Origin of the sequence: Rhodobacter aestuarii (assembly GCF_900156655.1) — a bacterium.
Lineage (GTDB): Bacteria > Pseudomonadota > Alphaproteobacteria > Rhodobacterales > Rhodobacteraceae > Rhodobacter > Rhodobacter aestuarii.
Map to the genome: position 1 here is coordinate 15,912 of NZ_FTOG01000012.1, position 13,746 is coordinate 29,657.

12 protein-coding genes, 1 tRNA gene and 1 pseudogene are annotated in these 13,746 nt (G+C 59.7%); 5 read left to right on the forward strand and 9 right to left on the reverse strand.

Annotated features, from left to right (window positions below; translation table 11 throughout):
• Positions 1-171: 171 nt before the first annotated feature.
• Together BW967_RS15660 and BW967_RS15665 are read right to left on the reverse strand one after the other, a co-directional pair.
• Positions 172-915 carry a helix-turn-helix transcriptional regulator gene (locus tag BW967_RS15660; protein WP_076486043.1) on the reverse strand — a complete coding sequence of 248 codons (744 nt, stop codon included), beginning with the start codon at positions 913-915 and terminating at the stop codon, positions 172-174.
• Positions 912-2,027: an MFS transporter gene (locus BW967_RS15665; protein WP_083952289.1), complete on the reverse strand. Its 1,116-nt coding sequence runs from the start codon at positions 2,025-2,027 to the stop codon at positions 912-914. The genes BW967_RS15660 and BW967_RS15665 overlap by 4 nt, the downstream gene beginning before the upstream one ends.
• Positions 2,028-2,300: 273 nt before the next feature.
• Here BW967_RS15665 and BW967_RS19040 point away from each other — a divergent pair.
• A pseudogene (locus tag BW967_RS19040) lies at positions 2,301-2,405 on the forward strand (AraC family transcriptional regulator); the annotation flags it as partial.
• A gap of 82 nt (positions 2,406-2,487) precedes the next feature.
• On the opposite strand, the gene BW967_RS15670 reads toward BW967_RS19040, so the two are convergent.
• Both BW967_RS15670 and BW967_RS15675 read right to left on the reverse strand, forming a co-directional pair.
• Positions 2,488-3,852, reverse strand: coding sequence for a HipA domain-containing protein (locus BW967_RS15670; RefSeq protein WP_076486045.1), 1,365 nt, complete (start codon positions 3,850-3,852; stop codon positions 2,488-2,490).
• Positions 3,849-4,076 (reverse strand): helix-turn-helix domain-containing protein, encoded by a 228-nt coding sequence (locus tag BW967_RS15675; protein WP_175610468.1) that lies wholly within the window; start codon positions 4,074-4,076, stop codon positions 3,849-3,851. Before BW967_RS15675 ends, BW967_RS15670 begins: the two co-directional genes overlap by 4 nt.
• 241 nt (positions 4,077-4,317) lie before the next feature.
• Between BW967_RS15675 and BW967_RS15680 the strand changes: the two genes are divergently transcribed.
• Complete coding sequence (locus BW967_RS15680) at positions 4,318-4,950, forward strand: hypothetical protein (protein ID WP_076486047.1); 633 nt, start codon at positions 4,318-4,320, stop codon at positions 4,948-4,950.
• A 416-nt stretch (positions 4,951-5,366) separates the two neighbouring features.
• Entirely contained in the window at positions 5,367-7,412 is a 2,046-nt protein-coding gene (locus BW967_RS15685; protein WP_175610469.1) for a DUF927 domain-containing protein, read from the forward strand.
• A gap of 690 nt (positions 7,413-8,102) precedes the next feature.
• Here BW967_RS15685 and BW967_RS15690 read toward each other — a convergent pair.
• Positions 8,103-8,192, reverse strand: a tRNA-Ser gene (locus BW967_RS15690).
• Between the two features lie 274 nt (positions 8,193-8,466).
• On the opposite strand from BW967_RS15690, the gene BW967_RS15695 reads away from it, so the two are divergent.
• Both BW967_RS15695 and BW967_RS15700 read left to right on the forward strand, forming a co-directional pair.
• Positions 8,467-8,913 (forward strand): Lrp/AsnC family transcriptional regulator, encoded by a 447-nt coding sequence (locus BW967_RS15695; protein WP_083952294.1) that lies wholly within the window; start codon positions 8,467-8,469, stop codon positions 8,911-8,913.
• A gap of 1 nt (position 8,914) precedes the next feature.
• Positions 8,915-9,541 carry a LysE family translocator gene (locus BW967_RS15700; protein WP_076486049.1) on the forward strand — a complete coding sequence of 209 codons (627 nt, stop codon included), beginning with the start codon at positions 8,915-8,917 and terminating at the stop codon, positions 9,539-9,541.
• 3 nt (positions 9,542-9,544) lie between these two features.
• On the opposite strand, the gene BW967_RS15705 is transcribed toward BW967_RS15700, so the two are convergent.
• The 4 genes from BW967_RS15705 to BW967_RS15720 form a co-directional block, all read right to left on the reverse strand.
• Complete coding sequence (locus BW967_RS15705) at positions 9,545-10,159, reverse strand: TetR/AcrR family transcriptional regulator (protein ID WP_076486050.1); 615 nt, start codon at positions 10,157-10,159, stop codon at positions 9,545-9,547.
• Positions 10,160-10,166: 7 nt separating this feature from the next.
• Positions 10,167-11,069, reverse strand: coding sequence for a polyphosphate kinase 2 (ppk2, locus tag BW967_RS15710; protein WP_373455194.1), 903 nt, complete (start codon positions 11,067-11,069; stop codon positions 10,167-10,169).
• A gap of 89 nt (positions 11,070-11,158) precedes the next feature.
• A complete protein-coding gene (locus BW967_RS15715) occupies positions 11,159-12,289 on the reverse strand; it encodes a response regulator transcription factor (protein ID WP_076486051.1) in 1,131 nt (376 codons plus the stop codon).
• 15 nt (positions 12,290-12,304) lie between these two features.
• Complete coding sequence (locus BW967_RS15720) at positions 12,305-13,690, reverse strand: sensor histidine kinase (RefSeq protein ID WP_245826573.1); 1,386 nt, start codon at positions 13,688-13,690, stop codon at positions 12,305-12,307.
• Positions 13,691-13,746 lie beyond the last annotated feature (56 nt).

Below are 13,746 nucleotides of genomic sequence, written 5' to 3' on the forward strand. Positions count from 1 at the left end.
TGTGTGACGCTGTAACCTCGATCAGATACCGGTCGGGCGCGTTGTAATCTCACAAGGGTTTATCAAATCCGCAAGCGCATCTGCCTCTCGCTTGCGGGCGCGCTTGGCGCGAAGATAACAAACCTGTGACAATTGCCCCTATTGGGGAAAAATCCCCATGTGGCGCGCCTGCTATAGCGGAAGCAGGTTCAACAGCACTGCCTTCGCCAAAGCTTGATCGCGGGTGCGCGATTTTAGCTTGGCCTTGGCGGTGGCGATGTGCTTTTCAAAGGTCTTTTCCGAAATCCCGAGCCGGTAGCAGATTTCCGAGGGCCGCAGCCCATGCGCAAGCCAAGCGAGGCAGTCGATCTCGCGCGGGGTCAGCCGCACCAGCAGGTTTGGCCGCGCCTCGCGCACCGCGACATCGAGCAGGTTCGAGGCCGCCGTCAGTTCGGCCCCGAACCGATCCCAGTGTAGACGGAACATCTCGTGTGTGCGCTGGGTTTCGGTCCAGAGCCCCATGCCGGAAAAGCCGAGCCGGTGGCCGTCGAGCAAAAGCGAGGCGCCGCAGATCATACCCAGATCGGCCTCGATCTCGAATTGCTTGCGCTGTTTGGGCGAGAGCGTGGCGAGGAAGGGCGCGTAGTCCATCGGCATCCATTCGACCATGCGCGCGCCACGGTCCATCGCCTCGATCGAATGGTCGTTGTCGATTAATGCCTGCGGGCCGACGGCCTCCTCCCATTCGGCGCTGTAGGAATGGTGGAAATGCAGCCCGTCGGTGTAGCCGATCTGGTGCAGGTCGCTCGAAAGCGCCGCGAAGCCGTAAAAGAAGCCGCGCCCGCCGCGCGCCGCGAGGAACTGCGCGAAAGGGGCAAAGGGGTCGTCGGCTTGCGCCAGCGCCACGGCCAGATCAAGAAGAGCCTGCGATTTCATGGCCGTCTCCAAAGCGTGAGCGTGAGGAGGATCAACCCGGTGAAGATCAGCCCCGCGGCAACGAACACGCCTTGTGGGTCGATCGCCTGCATCAAGTTTGCGGCAAAGAGTGGCCCAATCAGCGCGCCGAACGCATAGACCACGCCATAGGCGAGATTGGCGCGTAGCAAGTCTTCACCGCGGAAATGGTCGGCCAGAAGGGCAAGCGACACGCCGAAAATCCCCTCAATGCCGAAGGCCCAAAGGAACAGCCCGGCAAGGAAAAGCGGGGTAGAGACCGCGGCCAGAACCGGCACTGCCACCGCGCCGCCAAGCCCGATGCCTGAGGCGAGCAGAAGCACCGGGCGACGGCCGATCCGGTCGGAGAGCATCCCAAACGGCACCGCGCCCAAGAGCGCGCCAAGTGCGCAGACCGAGAGTGTCAGCGCCGCGACGCCCTCGCCCATACCTTGGTGCAGCGCGAAGAGCGACAGAAGATACGCGGGAATATCTTCATACATCGAGAAAGCGAGGGCAGCGGCCATGGCAAGCGGGGCAAGACGCAGTGCCGTGCTAAAATCTTGCGGGCGCCAAGACAGATGAACCTTTGGCGCGGGCAGCAGGTTACGGCGCAAAAGCACCGCGCCGACGCTCGCAATCAGCACGGCCACAGAGCCGAAGCCCAGAAAACCGATGCCAAGCAGCGGTTGCAGAGCCGATCCAAGGATGATGCCGCCAAGAAAGGTTGCATTGTAAAAGCCAATTTCACGTCCGCGCCGCGTTTCGGGCACCGTGAGGGTGAGCCAATATTCAATCAGCCTGTAGATAAGACCGAGTGCCCCGCCAAACAAAAACCGCGCTCCGACCCAAAGCCAAGGATCTGCCATGAAAGCCATCGCGCCCCAAGCAGCGAATGCCACCCCCAGAAGCCCCAGCGCCAATCGTGTGAGTGACAGTCGGCGCAGCGCCAAGGGGATCAGAGGAAGCCCCGCGAGCCAACCCAAAGCGGGCATGGCCGCCGAAAGACCGATGAGCCGCGTCGACGCGCCCATCCCGTCAAGCGCGATCGCAATCAGTGGAAGACTGATGCCATAGGCGCAGGAAAGGAGCAAAACAGCAGCGTAAAATAGCATAATCGGCGATCTGGGAACTGGGGGAGGCACGTCTAGGTGCAATGATTGTAATGATTACAATGCGATCAGCGTCGCCCCAAAGCCCATTCTCGCGCAATAGTGTCGCAGAGCCGGGCGCGACGGATCCGAGCCTGAAGTCAGGTCAAGGCGGCTAAGTATTGCGAGATTGACACAAGCCTGCCCGACGCGCGCCAACGACAGTGAACGACGACTCTTGCAGGTTGGACGCATGCAAGACGACCAGCACGAAGTTCGGCGAAGGAGCTGCATCAGGTAGGGTATGAAAGCCCGTCACAGTTCAGTCGCGAATACGCGCGCCAGTTCGGCAATCCGCCTAAACGTGACATTGAACAGTTGCGCCTCGAGGTGGTGCACTAGCGCGCATGTCTTTGTGTTGAGTGAACCAACGCACTCCAAACGACTGGCTTTCAACAAAGCCGATCAAGCCCAATACCGCCGGTTAACTCAAGCCGCCCCAGCCACCCGTGCCGCCCTCAGGTTTCTCATCGCGCACAAGCCGTGGGTAATAGTCGCGTGGTGCGATGGGCAGGCCGAGCCCGAGCCCTTCCTCGACAACCGTCATCTGCGCGGCCACGGCATCGGCGAGGGCTTTATCTCCAAGCGGTCCCACTTGTCCCAGCTGTCCCGGGCCTTCGCTTGCAAGGCGTTCCAGCATCAGCCGCGTCGGGCGGTCGAGGCGCGGGCGTGCGAAGCCCAAATCGCGCATCGCGTCCATCAAGCGCTCCATCGTCACATCTTCGCTCCATTCAGCGCCACCCAGCGTGAAGGAAAGCCGATGCGTTACCGTGCGGTCCAGAATCACCGGGACCACATCATAGAGCGGTGCAAGGGTGCCGGACGTGCCCTTGTAAAGGATCGTGCCGTTCTTGCCGTGATTGTCCGTGTTGCCGACCATCAGGTTGAAGAGCATCTGCTGCAAAAACGTCATGCGGAACAGCCCTGGCGCGGCGCTGCGCTCTGCGATCGTGCTAATCGCGCGCAGGCTGAACTTTCGATCCTCTTGCACCGCGTTACGTTCGTATTTGAGCTCCTTGGGCAGCCCAAGCGCTTGGCAGAAATCCTCGCAATGTGTGCGGGTGATCTTTGCCCCTTCGAAGCTGCGATCAAACCGCGTCGAGAGGATCGCGTTGATCTCTGCGCCGGTCTCATCATCCTCAAAGGTGAGGGGCACTGGCTCGGCCACATCAAGCCCGACCGTGCGCGCCAATGTCAGCAGTGCCGCTTCATGGCGCGTGGTTTCGCTTTGAGTGCGGGGCGAGACCTTGAGAATATGCGTGGAGGGCGCGCGTGACCCCGCACGCGGCACATAATACCGCCCGTCACGCGCCACCAGCGCAAGCTTTGGCTGCACACCGGCAATCGGCGATGGGTCTCGGGTGTCATCGGGCAGCCGACCGTAGAAGTGCAGTGAGCGCAGAATGGAAAGCAGGCGTGCCGGTTCGATTTCCTCGTAATCATCGGGGAAGACGCCAGGGCGCTTGCCGGGGCCGGTGCCCTCAGGCGTCACCGAAAGCGCGCCGGGGCAGTCAGCGCCGAGATGTTCCAGAAGCCCGCCAATATCATCACGATCAAGCCCATGCACGGCCATCACGCGGTCAAGCTCGCGCCCTTCGAAAAGCAGGTTGCCAAAGAAAGCGCGCGCGTCAGCATCGCGGTAGGGTTCATCGCGCAGCGGCAAGGACATCGAGATCCGCTGCGTAGGCTGCGAGCCTGGGGCATAGGTAAAGGTGAGGCTTTTGTCGTCATGGCGCGAAAGCGTGCCCACCGGTGCCGCGAAAGCCTCAAGCCAGACATCAAGCTTCATGACCGAGCCTCGCCGCGCAAATCGATCCCAAGCGCCGCGAAGAGGCGGAGATAGGTGTCGAGGGTGGCGCTGGAGCCCCCGCGTTCGATTTTTGAAAGGTTTGGTTGTGCAACACCGGTGAGCGATGACAGCACCTCTTGGCTCATCTTCAAGGCGCGCCGCCGCTCCTGAATAAGCTTGCCAGCGTCCTGCGCCGAGCTGATCAGGCGATCTGAGGCCATCATCATGCCCATCCTTATAGCGTGATGACTATATTCTGCACCGATCCCGTGCTGATGCAAGTAAATATATGCAATCAGCTATATCGCGTGCAGCGTGAGGCGGAATCTCACGAATTATAGCTGATTTGCTATTCCTGAGTGGAATATAACGCCTGTCAATGGCCAAATTGTCGCAGTGCGCAAATGCCTATAGCGGCGGTGTCGGTGTCGGTGTAACCATTGACTCCCGCAACGGAGAATCACGATGGCCCTGTCTAACGCAGAGAAGGTGCGCCGCTACCGCGAGCGCCAGAAAGCAAAAAAGCAAGCGGAACTAAAAAAACCGTCGACGCAGAATACAGCAGTGTTCCAAAAGCCCTTCTTCGAGGTCTTTACGCTCGATGATCAATACGATTCACAATACGCGAATTCGCTCGAGCTTGCCGGCATCCAGCCACTCTATTTCGAAGATGACAGCGGCCCTGAAAGTGTAACTCTCGATGATCTAGGGGATCTCGATGCAGACGAGTTCAGCAATCCTTTCGGCGCGTCCCGCGGCAGTTCGCTTGGTAAAGCCGAGGTGTTAATCGGCTGCATGCTCGACGCAGCGTCTGACCTCGCTGACCGTGTCAACGAATACAAGATAAACGAGATCCGCGCACGGATTGCTGAAATCGAGAACTCCGATCTCAGTGACCCAGAGACCAAGCGCGCTGCCTTCGCGACGGTCACAGAATTGAACGCGATGATTGCCGAGCTCCGGAAAGAATTCCGCTTTTCACTTCCGCGGTGGAAAGCAGATATCTTCTTCGGCACCGTTGAAGAGTGGATGGTGCGGCCAGGTGGTATGCTGGACAGAATGAACATCGTCTTCGTAAACGGCGAAGAAGAAGAATAAGCGCGTCACCGCGCGCCCTCATGAAAATACATTGCTATCGACCCGGGTGAGTCTCGCGTTCACCCCGGACGGCCTCTTGCGCTCCTTTGAGCGCCCTCAACGATTATATCGCGCAATGCGATGACGAACCCGGAACAACCCCGTTCCACGGGCATGAATGATGCGTGCCCAGAGTTTTGTGACTGTAACGCGTTTTTTGTTTCGCGACCTCGCCTCTCCCCGCAGATCACAAGAAAGAACCTGCCGCATGATCTAACCAAGCTAGACTATTTGCCCCCATAAAAGTCCCCGCGCGCAGCGCAGTCCGGGCACCCGCCGAAATCGGCACCTATCCCCAAAAGCATCGAAACGAACGCGGTCACGACGGCCGCGAACGATCCCCTATGTTCAAAGCGCACTGCGCAGAAAGCAAAGAAATGAACTTCTCCATTAATAACGCTCAGATCCCCGCGACTGAAGCACCCCAAGCCGCCAACGGCAATGTCATCAACATGCCCGTGCGCGATCACGCTGTCTTGGCGACTGCGAGCCAAGACATGCCGGCCCCATCGTCGGCAAACGAAACCAGCCCCAAAGTGATCGAAATCCCCCAAAAGACGGACGATTCCGTCGCGGAAAAGACGATTGATGCTGAAATGTCATCGGTCCCGGCACCCTCGACGTCCAGCGCCAATCAAAAAGCCGCGCAACAAATCGAAACTGAAAGTGGGATGCCGCCTGGCTACGAACTTTGGGAAGACGGTGTTTATGCGTCGCTTGGTGACGATGCAGATCCGGTTTTAATCTGCTCCCCGCTTCGCATCGAAGCGAAGTTCGCGGATCACGACAATCGTTCTTGGGGCCTTCTTATTCAAGTGCGTGATGATGACGGTCGATGGCACGATGTGCCGGTGCTGCGCTCGGCTCTAACCAGCAGCTCCAAAGAAGTTCTCGCGCGCCTCCAAGATCACGGTCTGTCGCTCGGTAGTTCAAAAAAAGCCAAAGAGAGCCTGTTTGAAATCTTGCGGTGCTCGAAGCCCAAAGCGCGCCTGACATCGGTTCCCCGCTTTGGTTGGTCCGATGAGCGTTTTCAGAGCTTCGTGCTTGGTGACACCGTGATCGGCCAACAAAACGTTCTGCCCATGCTCGAGCATGGGCATGGGGTGTCCCAGTATCTCAAAGAAAAAGGCACGGTCGAGAGTTGGCGCGAAAACATCGGTGAAAAATGCGTGGGCAACCCGCTGATGATCCTCGCGGTGTCGCTTGCCTTCTCCGGCCCTTTGCTCAGGGGGATCAACGCCGAGGGCGGCGGGTTGCACTTTCGCGGCACTTCCTCGAGCGGCAAAACCACGCTCTTGCGCCTCGCTGCTTCGGTCTGGGGGTCGAGCGGGTTGATCGGACAGTGGCGCGCCACGACCAATGGTCTCGAGGGCACGGCGAAAGCGCTCAACGATATGGTCCTGCCGCTCGACGAGATCGCTGAAATCGCGCCGAACGCGCTGAATGAAGCGATCTACATGCTCGCCAATGGTCGCGCCAAAAGCCGCATGACAAAAAACGCGACGCTCGCCGAAGCCGCGTCTTGGCGCCTCGCGCTCATCTCCTCGGGTGAAATCAGTGTCGAAGAAAAGCTCAAAGAAGCTAAGCGCGATGCGAAGATCGGTCACGAAGTGCGCTTGATCGACATCGAAGCTGATACCCGAACTTATGGTGTCTTCGACGATCTGCACGGTGCCTCGGACGCGGCGGCATTTGCTGATGCCCTGCGTGCGGATACCGAACAGCACCATGGTGCGGTCGGACGCATCTTTGCGCAGCGACTGTCGGTGCCAATGAAGTCGGACTCTGGCGCGAAGATCGCAAACATAGTGCGTCGTCACGCGAACGCCTGGGTGCGAGAGTTGCCGAGCGCTGCAGATGGTCAAATCCAGCGGGTCGCCCGTCGCTTCGCGATCCTTGCCGTAGCCGGGTGGCTCGCGACCGAGATGGAGCTGACCGGCTGGGGCGAAATCGATGCGAGCGACGCTGCACGCGCCGCTTTCCTCGACTGGTATGAACGTCGTTTCGGCGAAAAACGCGATGCCGCCGATGCGTTTGTGATGTGCTTGAAGAGCTTCCTTGAGACCGAGCATGCGCATCTGCAGGAGATTCATGCACCTTCACTGGCCCAAGGTGAGATTAAAGGTTGGTATGATGCCACGCGCGCATACATCCCTACAGAAACTTGGTGCGCGCTCTTTCCCGGTGATGCCGGCGAAAAAGCGGCCAATGCACTGCGTGATATGGCGATATTGCTGCCCGGCGATGGCGGGCGCCTGCGGCGCAGATCTAGGCCGAGCCGTTTCATGGTGTTGACCGTTTTCAGAACATCGCCAAGGTGGATCAGATCCTTGTTTGCGCTGTTGGGCGTCAGGTCTTCCTCTTCAAGTCGCTCCATCCACCAGTTGCGGAAATCGAGCATGTCATCGCCGCTGATGTCTTGAAGCGCCTTGTCGCCCACCACTGCGATGAAATTCTTCACAGCCTTGATGCGTGGGTTCTTCCAGCGTCGCAGTTGGTCTTCTGACTTGCCAAACGTCTTGTCCTTGGCGAGCGTCCAGTAAAGATCAAGCGCCTTGCTCACCGAAAGGGGAGGCTGCTTCTCCGCGCCAAGCAGGGCGGCAGCGTCGCGCATGTCTGGCTTGGCCGGGGTGTCCTTAAAGCCCTCAATCGCCTCAAAGCGATCGCGAAGCTCTTCGAGAGGCACTTTTGCGACCTGTTCGGCGCGCATGTATCGAAAGCCGCGCGCCTCAGCTAGATCGCGCGCTGCTTCAAAGCGTGCTTCTGCGTCGGTCGTGTCACCTGCAAGTTTCGCTTCCCACGCCGCGACCATTTGGTCCACATCGCCGCAGCTTTTTGCTCCGCAGTCGATCTGGAATCCGTGTGAAGGCTCGCCCATACAAATTTACGATGCTCGACGGAGGCGTAGCGTTTTGGCACGCGTTTGTGGAGGTGTAGTATGCCTTTTGTGGTGCCCTTGCGTGTTACGATTGCCATGCTCACACCCCGATTTCTGGGGTCAATGTATAGCAAATTGTATAGCAAAAAGTATAGCAGATTTGGGGGCGCCTCTCCCAGCCTTCAGAAAAGAGCCTGTCTTGTCAGGATGTTATCTACTTACCATCTTAGGCGAATGGCGGAGAGACAGGGATTCGAACCCTGGGTCGGCTCGCACCGACAACGGTTTTCGAGACCGCCGCATTCGACCACTCTGCCACCTCTCCGCGTCAGGGGTCTTCGTGAGGCGGGGATTTAGCGCGCCGCTTCGGGGCTTGCAACCGGTTTTTTCATTTTTTTGACATCAACAGATCGGCAATCGGTGCGGTGCAGTCGAATTGGGGCTGGGAGGCGGTATCTGTGCCGGAAAATTTGCGGCTTAATGGGGGTGGGTGGGGCAAATATCGGAAAAATTTCGGCGCTTACCGGAAGGGGCTTGCCATTGCTCAGGATGCGGCGAATATCCGGGATCTGACCTATTTGGCGATAGAGATTCCGGTCATGGACGAGATTGACAGAAAGATTTGCACTCTTCTGAGTGCGGATGCGCGCCAATCCATGGCGCAGATCGGGGCGCAGGTGGGCTTGTCGACCTCGGCGGTCAATGATCGGCTGCGGCGGCTTTCGGAGCGGGGCGTGGTGCGGCGCTATTTGGCGGATCTGGACGCCGAGGCTTTGGGGCTGCCGGTCAGTGCCTTTGTCTGGGTGGCCTTGCCCGAGGCGGCGGATGAGCCGGGCTTTCGCAGCTTCATTGCCGCGCGCCCCGAGGTGACAGCCTGCCACCATGTCACTGGCCCGTGGTCCTATTTGGTGCAGGTGCGGATGCCGTCTTTGGCCGCGGTGGAAGAATTTTTGGCGCTTTTGAAGGCGGAAGGGTGGATCGCGCGGTCAGAAACGATGCTGGCGCTTTCGACCGTGGTCGAACCGCCATTCCGGCTGAGGGGCTGAGATGCTGATTTTGACAATGTTCTTGAAGGGTTTGGCGATTGGCGTTGCGATCGCGGCCCCGGTTGGGCCGATGGCGGCTTTGTGCATTCAGCGCACGCTGGCGCGCGGGTTTTGGGCGGGTGTTGCGGGCGGTTTGGGCACCGCTTTGGCGGATTTGAGCTTTGCCACGCTCGCGGCCACCGGTTTTGCGGTCTTTGAAGGTGTGGTGGCACAGATCGCGCTGCCCTTAGGGCTGATTGGCGGCACGTTTTTGATGGTGCTGGCGTGGCGCGGTTGGCCGCGCGGCGACAGCCATGCGCCCAAAGCAGCCAAAGCGCCTGAAACGCGCGGGCTTTTGCGCACCACGATCGTGACCTATGGGCTGACGATCACCAATCCGCCGACGATCTTGCTTTTTGCGGGCATTTTCGCGGCGCTCGGGTTGGCGCAGGGCACGGCGACCAGCGCGCTTGTCGCACTGGTGATTGGGGTCTTTCTCGGTTCAATGGTGTGGTGGGCGTTTCTAGCCGGTTTGGTCGCGGGGTTGCACCACCGTTTGCCGCCGGCCTTCGCGCTTTGGACGGCGCGGATTTCCAGCCTGACGATGGCGGGCTTTGGCCTTTGGGCCTTTGCGACGGCGTTCCGCTAAGCCTCAATCGGGCGCGATCAGCCCCAATCCGCGCAGATAAACGCCGATGCCGCTTTCGAGCAATTCCTCGGGCGAGAAGGGGGATTGCCCGCCCGGCGTGCCGCGTGCGTAAAGCTCCACCACCCCATGCGAAAGCGCGCGCACATGCGCGGCCACCATGCTGGCGGGCGGGCGGCGACTTTCGGGGATATGGGTTGAAAGTGCTTGCGTCGCCTTGAGCGTGACCGCTTCGGCCCGCGCGGCGCCTGCGGCCAATTCCGGCGAGCGGTTGGGCGACAGCCCACTTTCAAACATGGCCATGTAGTGGCCGGGGAATTTCTTGGCAAAGGCCAGATAAGCGCGGCCCGTGGCGCCAAACGCCGCGAGCGCCGAAGGCTGGCCGTCATTCCACGCATGTTCCATCAGATCGGCAAAGATCGCATAGCCTTGGCGGGCGCATTCCGCGATCAGATCTTCGCGGCCCGCGAAATGGCGGTAGACGGCCGCCGGGGTCACGCCCGCGACCTTGGCGGCTTCCGACAGCGTGAACCCCTGCGGGCCACGCGCGGCAATCAGTTCCAGCGCCGCTGTCACCAGCGCTTGGCGTAGATTGCCGTGATGGTAGCCTTGCTTTGCCAAACCTTCCTTAGCCATCGGCGTGGTCAATGCCCCCACAAATGACCGGATCGGGCGTGCCAATCGCCTCCATGTCCTTGCCGGGGTAATCCAGCGCCATCAGCACCGTTTGAATGGCGGCAATCCGGGCACGGCCTTTGTCATCGGAGCGGATCACCGTCCAAGGCGCATAGGCGGTATCAGAGCGGCGCAGGGTCTCGGAAATGGCAACAGTATAGGCATCCCATTTCTTCAGCCCCTCAACGTCGATCCAGCTCAGTTTCCATTGTTTGAGCGGGTCTTTTTCGCGCGCCAAGAACCGTTTGAGCTGCTCGGCCCGGTCGACCGACAGCCAAAGTTTGACCAGCGTGATCCCTTCATCGACCAGCATTTTCTCAAAGCCCGGAAGCTGGGCAAAGAAATGCGCGCGCTGTTCGGGGGTGCAAAAGCCAAACACATGTTCAACCACGCCCCGGTTATACCAAGAGCGGTCAAAAAGCGCGATTTCCCCGGCAGCGGGCAGCCGCTCGACATAGCGCTGGAAATACCACTGCGTCGCCTCCCGCTCTGTCGGTTTGGGGAGTGCGACGATATTGGCTTGGCGCGGGTTGAGGTTTTCGCGGATGCGCTCAATCGTGCCGCCTTTGCCCGCCGCATCGCGCCCTTCAAACAGCACCACAAGGCGGCGCCCGGCTTCCTTCAGGCCCCAACTCATTTTGACGAGTTCGACCTGAAGTCGGTCCATCGCCTCTTTGTAGTCTTTCTTGGAAAGCTCGGTGCGGTAGGGGTAGCTTTTTGAGAGGATTTCATCCTTGTCGGCATGCTCAATCGCTTTGCGGATCGCCTCGGGCGCCTCTTTGCGCAGGTAATGCGAGATGTCGCCCACATGTGGGATCTCGATCGCGCCTTTTGCGCTGTCCTTATGCTTAGACATGAACCCCTCCCAGCCGATGTTACGGTGCTTTACTATAAGCGCCTGCGGCTGATCGGCAAGCGCGGCTCAGCGCGCCCGCAACGCGGTGCTTAGGCCGGGGGCGTGCTGGGCAGGCATTGGCGGCGGTATTCGGTGGGGGAGACGCCAACCGCCTTTTTGAACGCTTTGCAGAAGTAGTTCGCGTCCTGATAGGCCAGATCCAACGCCACATTGACGATGGGCAGGCTGGACCCTGCCAGCAATTCCTTTGCGCGCTCAACCCGGCGTTCCTTCAGATAGGCGATGAAGGTCATGTCCATGTGCTTGTGGAACAACCGGCTCAGGTAACAGGGGCTAATGTGCACATGCTCTGCCGCATCTTCGAGCGTGACGGATTTGTTCAGATTGCGCTCGATATAGTTGCGCACCGTTTCAATGCGCGCTTCGGCGGAACTGCCATGATCCTCATCATCGGCAAAAAGCAGATCGGTGATTTCGCTGAACAATTCCTGCACCTTGTAGTGGTTGCGCTGGTCGAGCTTTTGCGCGGTCAGCGCGTCGATCTTGCGCGCCAAAGCGTCGGGCAGGGGGCGTCCGGTGCAGGCAACAAGGTCGGTCAAAATCTCCGAAAGGTCGAGCACCCCTTGGCGTGGCGCGGTTTCACGATGCGCGTGGAGCGCCTCGATCTGGCGGCGCACCAGCGTCAGGCAATCGCGGTAGGCATGGGCCTGCACCAGCGCGCCGATCCGCTCGCGCATCGTCGCCGGGTCTTGTACCGAGGCGATGGGGCTTACTGCGTCAGGCTGGGCGGGGTAGGGGGCGGGGCCCAAACGGGGCGAGGGCACCGGAGCAGGGCGGATAGTTTCTGTCGGTACCATCTGCAGACAATCTTGCACCGATTTGAGCAGCGTTTCGGTGCGCACGGGTTTGAGCAGGAAGCCATCCGCGCGTTGCTGAATGGCCGCTTGCATGATCTCAAAATGATCGTAAGCGGTGATGATCAGCACCTTGGTGGGCAATTGCTTGGTGCGCAACATCTCCAAAAGTTCCAAGCCGTTGGGGCGTGGAATGCGGATGTCGAGCAACATCAGATCAATGTGCACGCTTTCGATCAACTGCACCGCCTCGGCGCCGTTCTTGGCCTCGCCCACCACCCGCACATCGGGCAGTTCACGCTCCAAAATCGTGCGCAAAGCGCGGCGTTCCAGTTCTTCGTCCTCGACGATGACAATATCGGCCATTCGGGGCCTCCGGTCTTAGAAATCGCAAGGATCGAATTCGAGCGGCAGGCGTAGCCGCACCAACGTGCCCCGGCCTTGGCGGAACGGGCTCATGATCTCGACCCCATGGCTATCGCCGAAATACTGCTTCATCCGGGCATGGATGTTGTAGACGCCAATGCTCTTGCGCCCGCCATGATCGGCCTCACCGCGCAACACCTCTACGCGGCGCTCAGCATTGATGCCGGGGCCATTGTCGACCACGTCAATGATCACATCGGTGCCATCGCGATAAAGCGACACCTCGATCAAGCCACCGCTTTCCATCGGCTCAATCGCGTAGTTGATGCAGTTTTCAACCAGCGGGTGCAGCACCATGAATGGGCTCAGCACATTGTCAAATTCTTCCGTCGCATCAAGCGTGAAATCGAACCGGTCGCCCAGCCGGATTTTGAGCAAATAGAGATAGTTGCGGACGTGCTCCACCTCGGTGCGCAGCGGCACGAATTGCGAGCCGGAGCGCTTGAGGATGTAGCGCATCATATCGGCAAAAGCATGCACGGTGGTCTCGGTTTCCGGCGCGCCTTCGACCAAGGCCAGCCGCCCGATCGTGTTGAGCACATTGAACAGGAAATGCGGGTTCACCTGATAAGATAGCGCCTGCAATTCCGCCTCGCGCAGAAGGCGCTCCAACTCCGCCCGGCGCTGGGATTCCTCCGCCAGCCGCAGGTTTTTGGCGTAAAGCTCCTGCGTGACACCGTTGGAATAGCTTTCTTCGACGATATGCGAGGCGATGTAATAAAGCGAATAGGCGGCAGAGCGCAGCCGCTCATAGCTGATCTCGCCAATCTCGCTGTGCAGCTTTAAAAGCCCGTCGTTTTCGCTCCATGAGCCTTCGGTGGGGAAGATGTTCGACAGGTCCACGAAATCCGGGCCGCTGTGGCGTTTGTCGAGTTTGACCTGCCCGCAGATCACTGCGCCCAGATATTCGCCGCGCATGATGATCGGCGCGGCAAAATCCACAAGTTGACAGTGGCATTTGTAGATTGCCGGTTCCCCGGTCGACAGCGCGGTGCGCCCGCCGACCGCATCGCAGTGAAAGCAGCGCTCGCGCCAATCGGGGCGTTTGCGCACCGCCGAGCAAAATGGCGAAAACCCCGAGGGCTGCGTCACTGGCGCGCCATCGGGGTCCACAATCACCATCGCAACACCGACAGCGGCGGAGAAATTGTCTTGGACCTTTTGCAGCATCTCCGTGCTCATCAGGTCCGCAAGCTTGCGGCGTCGGGCTGCTTTTTCGGCAGGGCTTGTATGATCGCCCGCGCCGCCCGGTTCTGTGGCAACCCGCGCGCCACCAGAGCCCATCGTGAGCACATCCTGCACCGACCCTGCAGAATGCCCAAACGGTATGCCACTTCCCATGCTAACCCCTTCCAGTTCCGCCGCTTCCCACAGCGGTGAGAGGGAGCTGCCGGGGA

Excerpts from the sequence above, each read along its gene's own strand:
- BW967_RS15695 (WP_083952294.1), top strand. The coding sequence starts at position 8,467 with ATGGACGAGATTGACAGAAAGATTTGCACTCTTCTGAGTGCGGATGCG.
- BW967_RS15675 (WP_175610468.1), bottom strand. The coding sequence starts at position 4,076 with ATGATGGCCTCAGATCGCCTGATCAGCTCGGCGCAGGACGCTGGCAAG.
- BW967_RS15685 (WP_175610469.1), top strand. The coding sequence starts at position 5,367 with ATGAACTTCTCCATTAATAACGCTCAGATCCCCGCGACTGAAGCACCC.
- BW967_RS15670 (WP_076486045.1), bottom strand. The coding sequence starts at position 3,852 with ATGAAGCTTGATGTCTGGCTTGAGGCTTTCGCGGCACCGGTGGGCACG.
- ppk2 (WP_373455194.1), bottom strand. The coding sequence starts at position 11,069 with ATGTCTAAGCATAAGGACAGCGCAAAAGGCGCGATCGAGATCCCACAT.
- BW967_RS15720 (WP_245826573.1), bottom strand. The coding sequence starts at position 13,690 with ATGGGAAGTGGCATACCGTTTGGGCATTCTGCAGGGTCGGTGCAGGAT.
- BW967_RS15665 (WP_083952289.1), bottom strand. The coding sequence starts at position 2,027 with ATGCTATTTTACGCTGCTGTTTTGCTCCTTTCCTGCGCCTATGGCATC.
- BW967_RS15700 (WP_076486049.1), top strand. The coding sequence starts at position 8,915 with ATGCTGATTTTGACAATGTTCTTGAAGGGTTTGGCGATTGGCGTTGCG.
- BW967_RS15660 (WP_076486043.1), bottom strand. The coding sequence starts at position 915 with ATGAAATCGCAGGCTCTTCTTGATCTGGCCGTGGCGCTGGCGCAAGCC.
- BW967_RS15680 (WP_076486047.1), top strand. The coding sequence starts at position 4,318 with ATGGCCCTGTCTAACGCAGAGAAGGTGCGCCGCTACCGCGAGCGCCAG.
- BW967_RS15715 (WP_076486051.1), bottom strand. The coding sequence starts at position 12,289 with ATGGCCGATATTGTCATCGTCGAGGACGAAGAACTGGAACGCCGCGCT.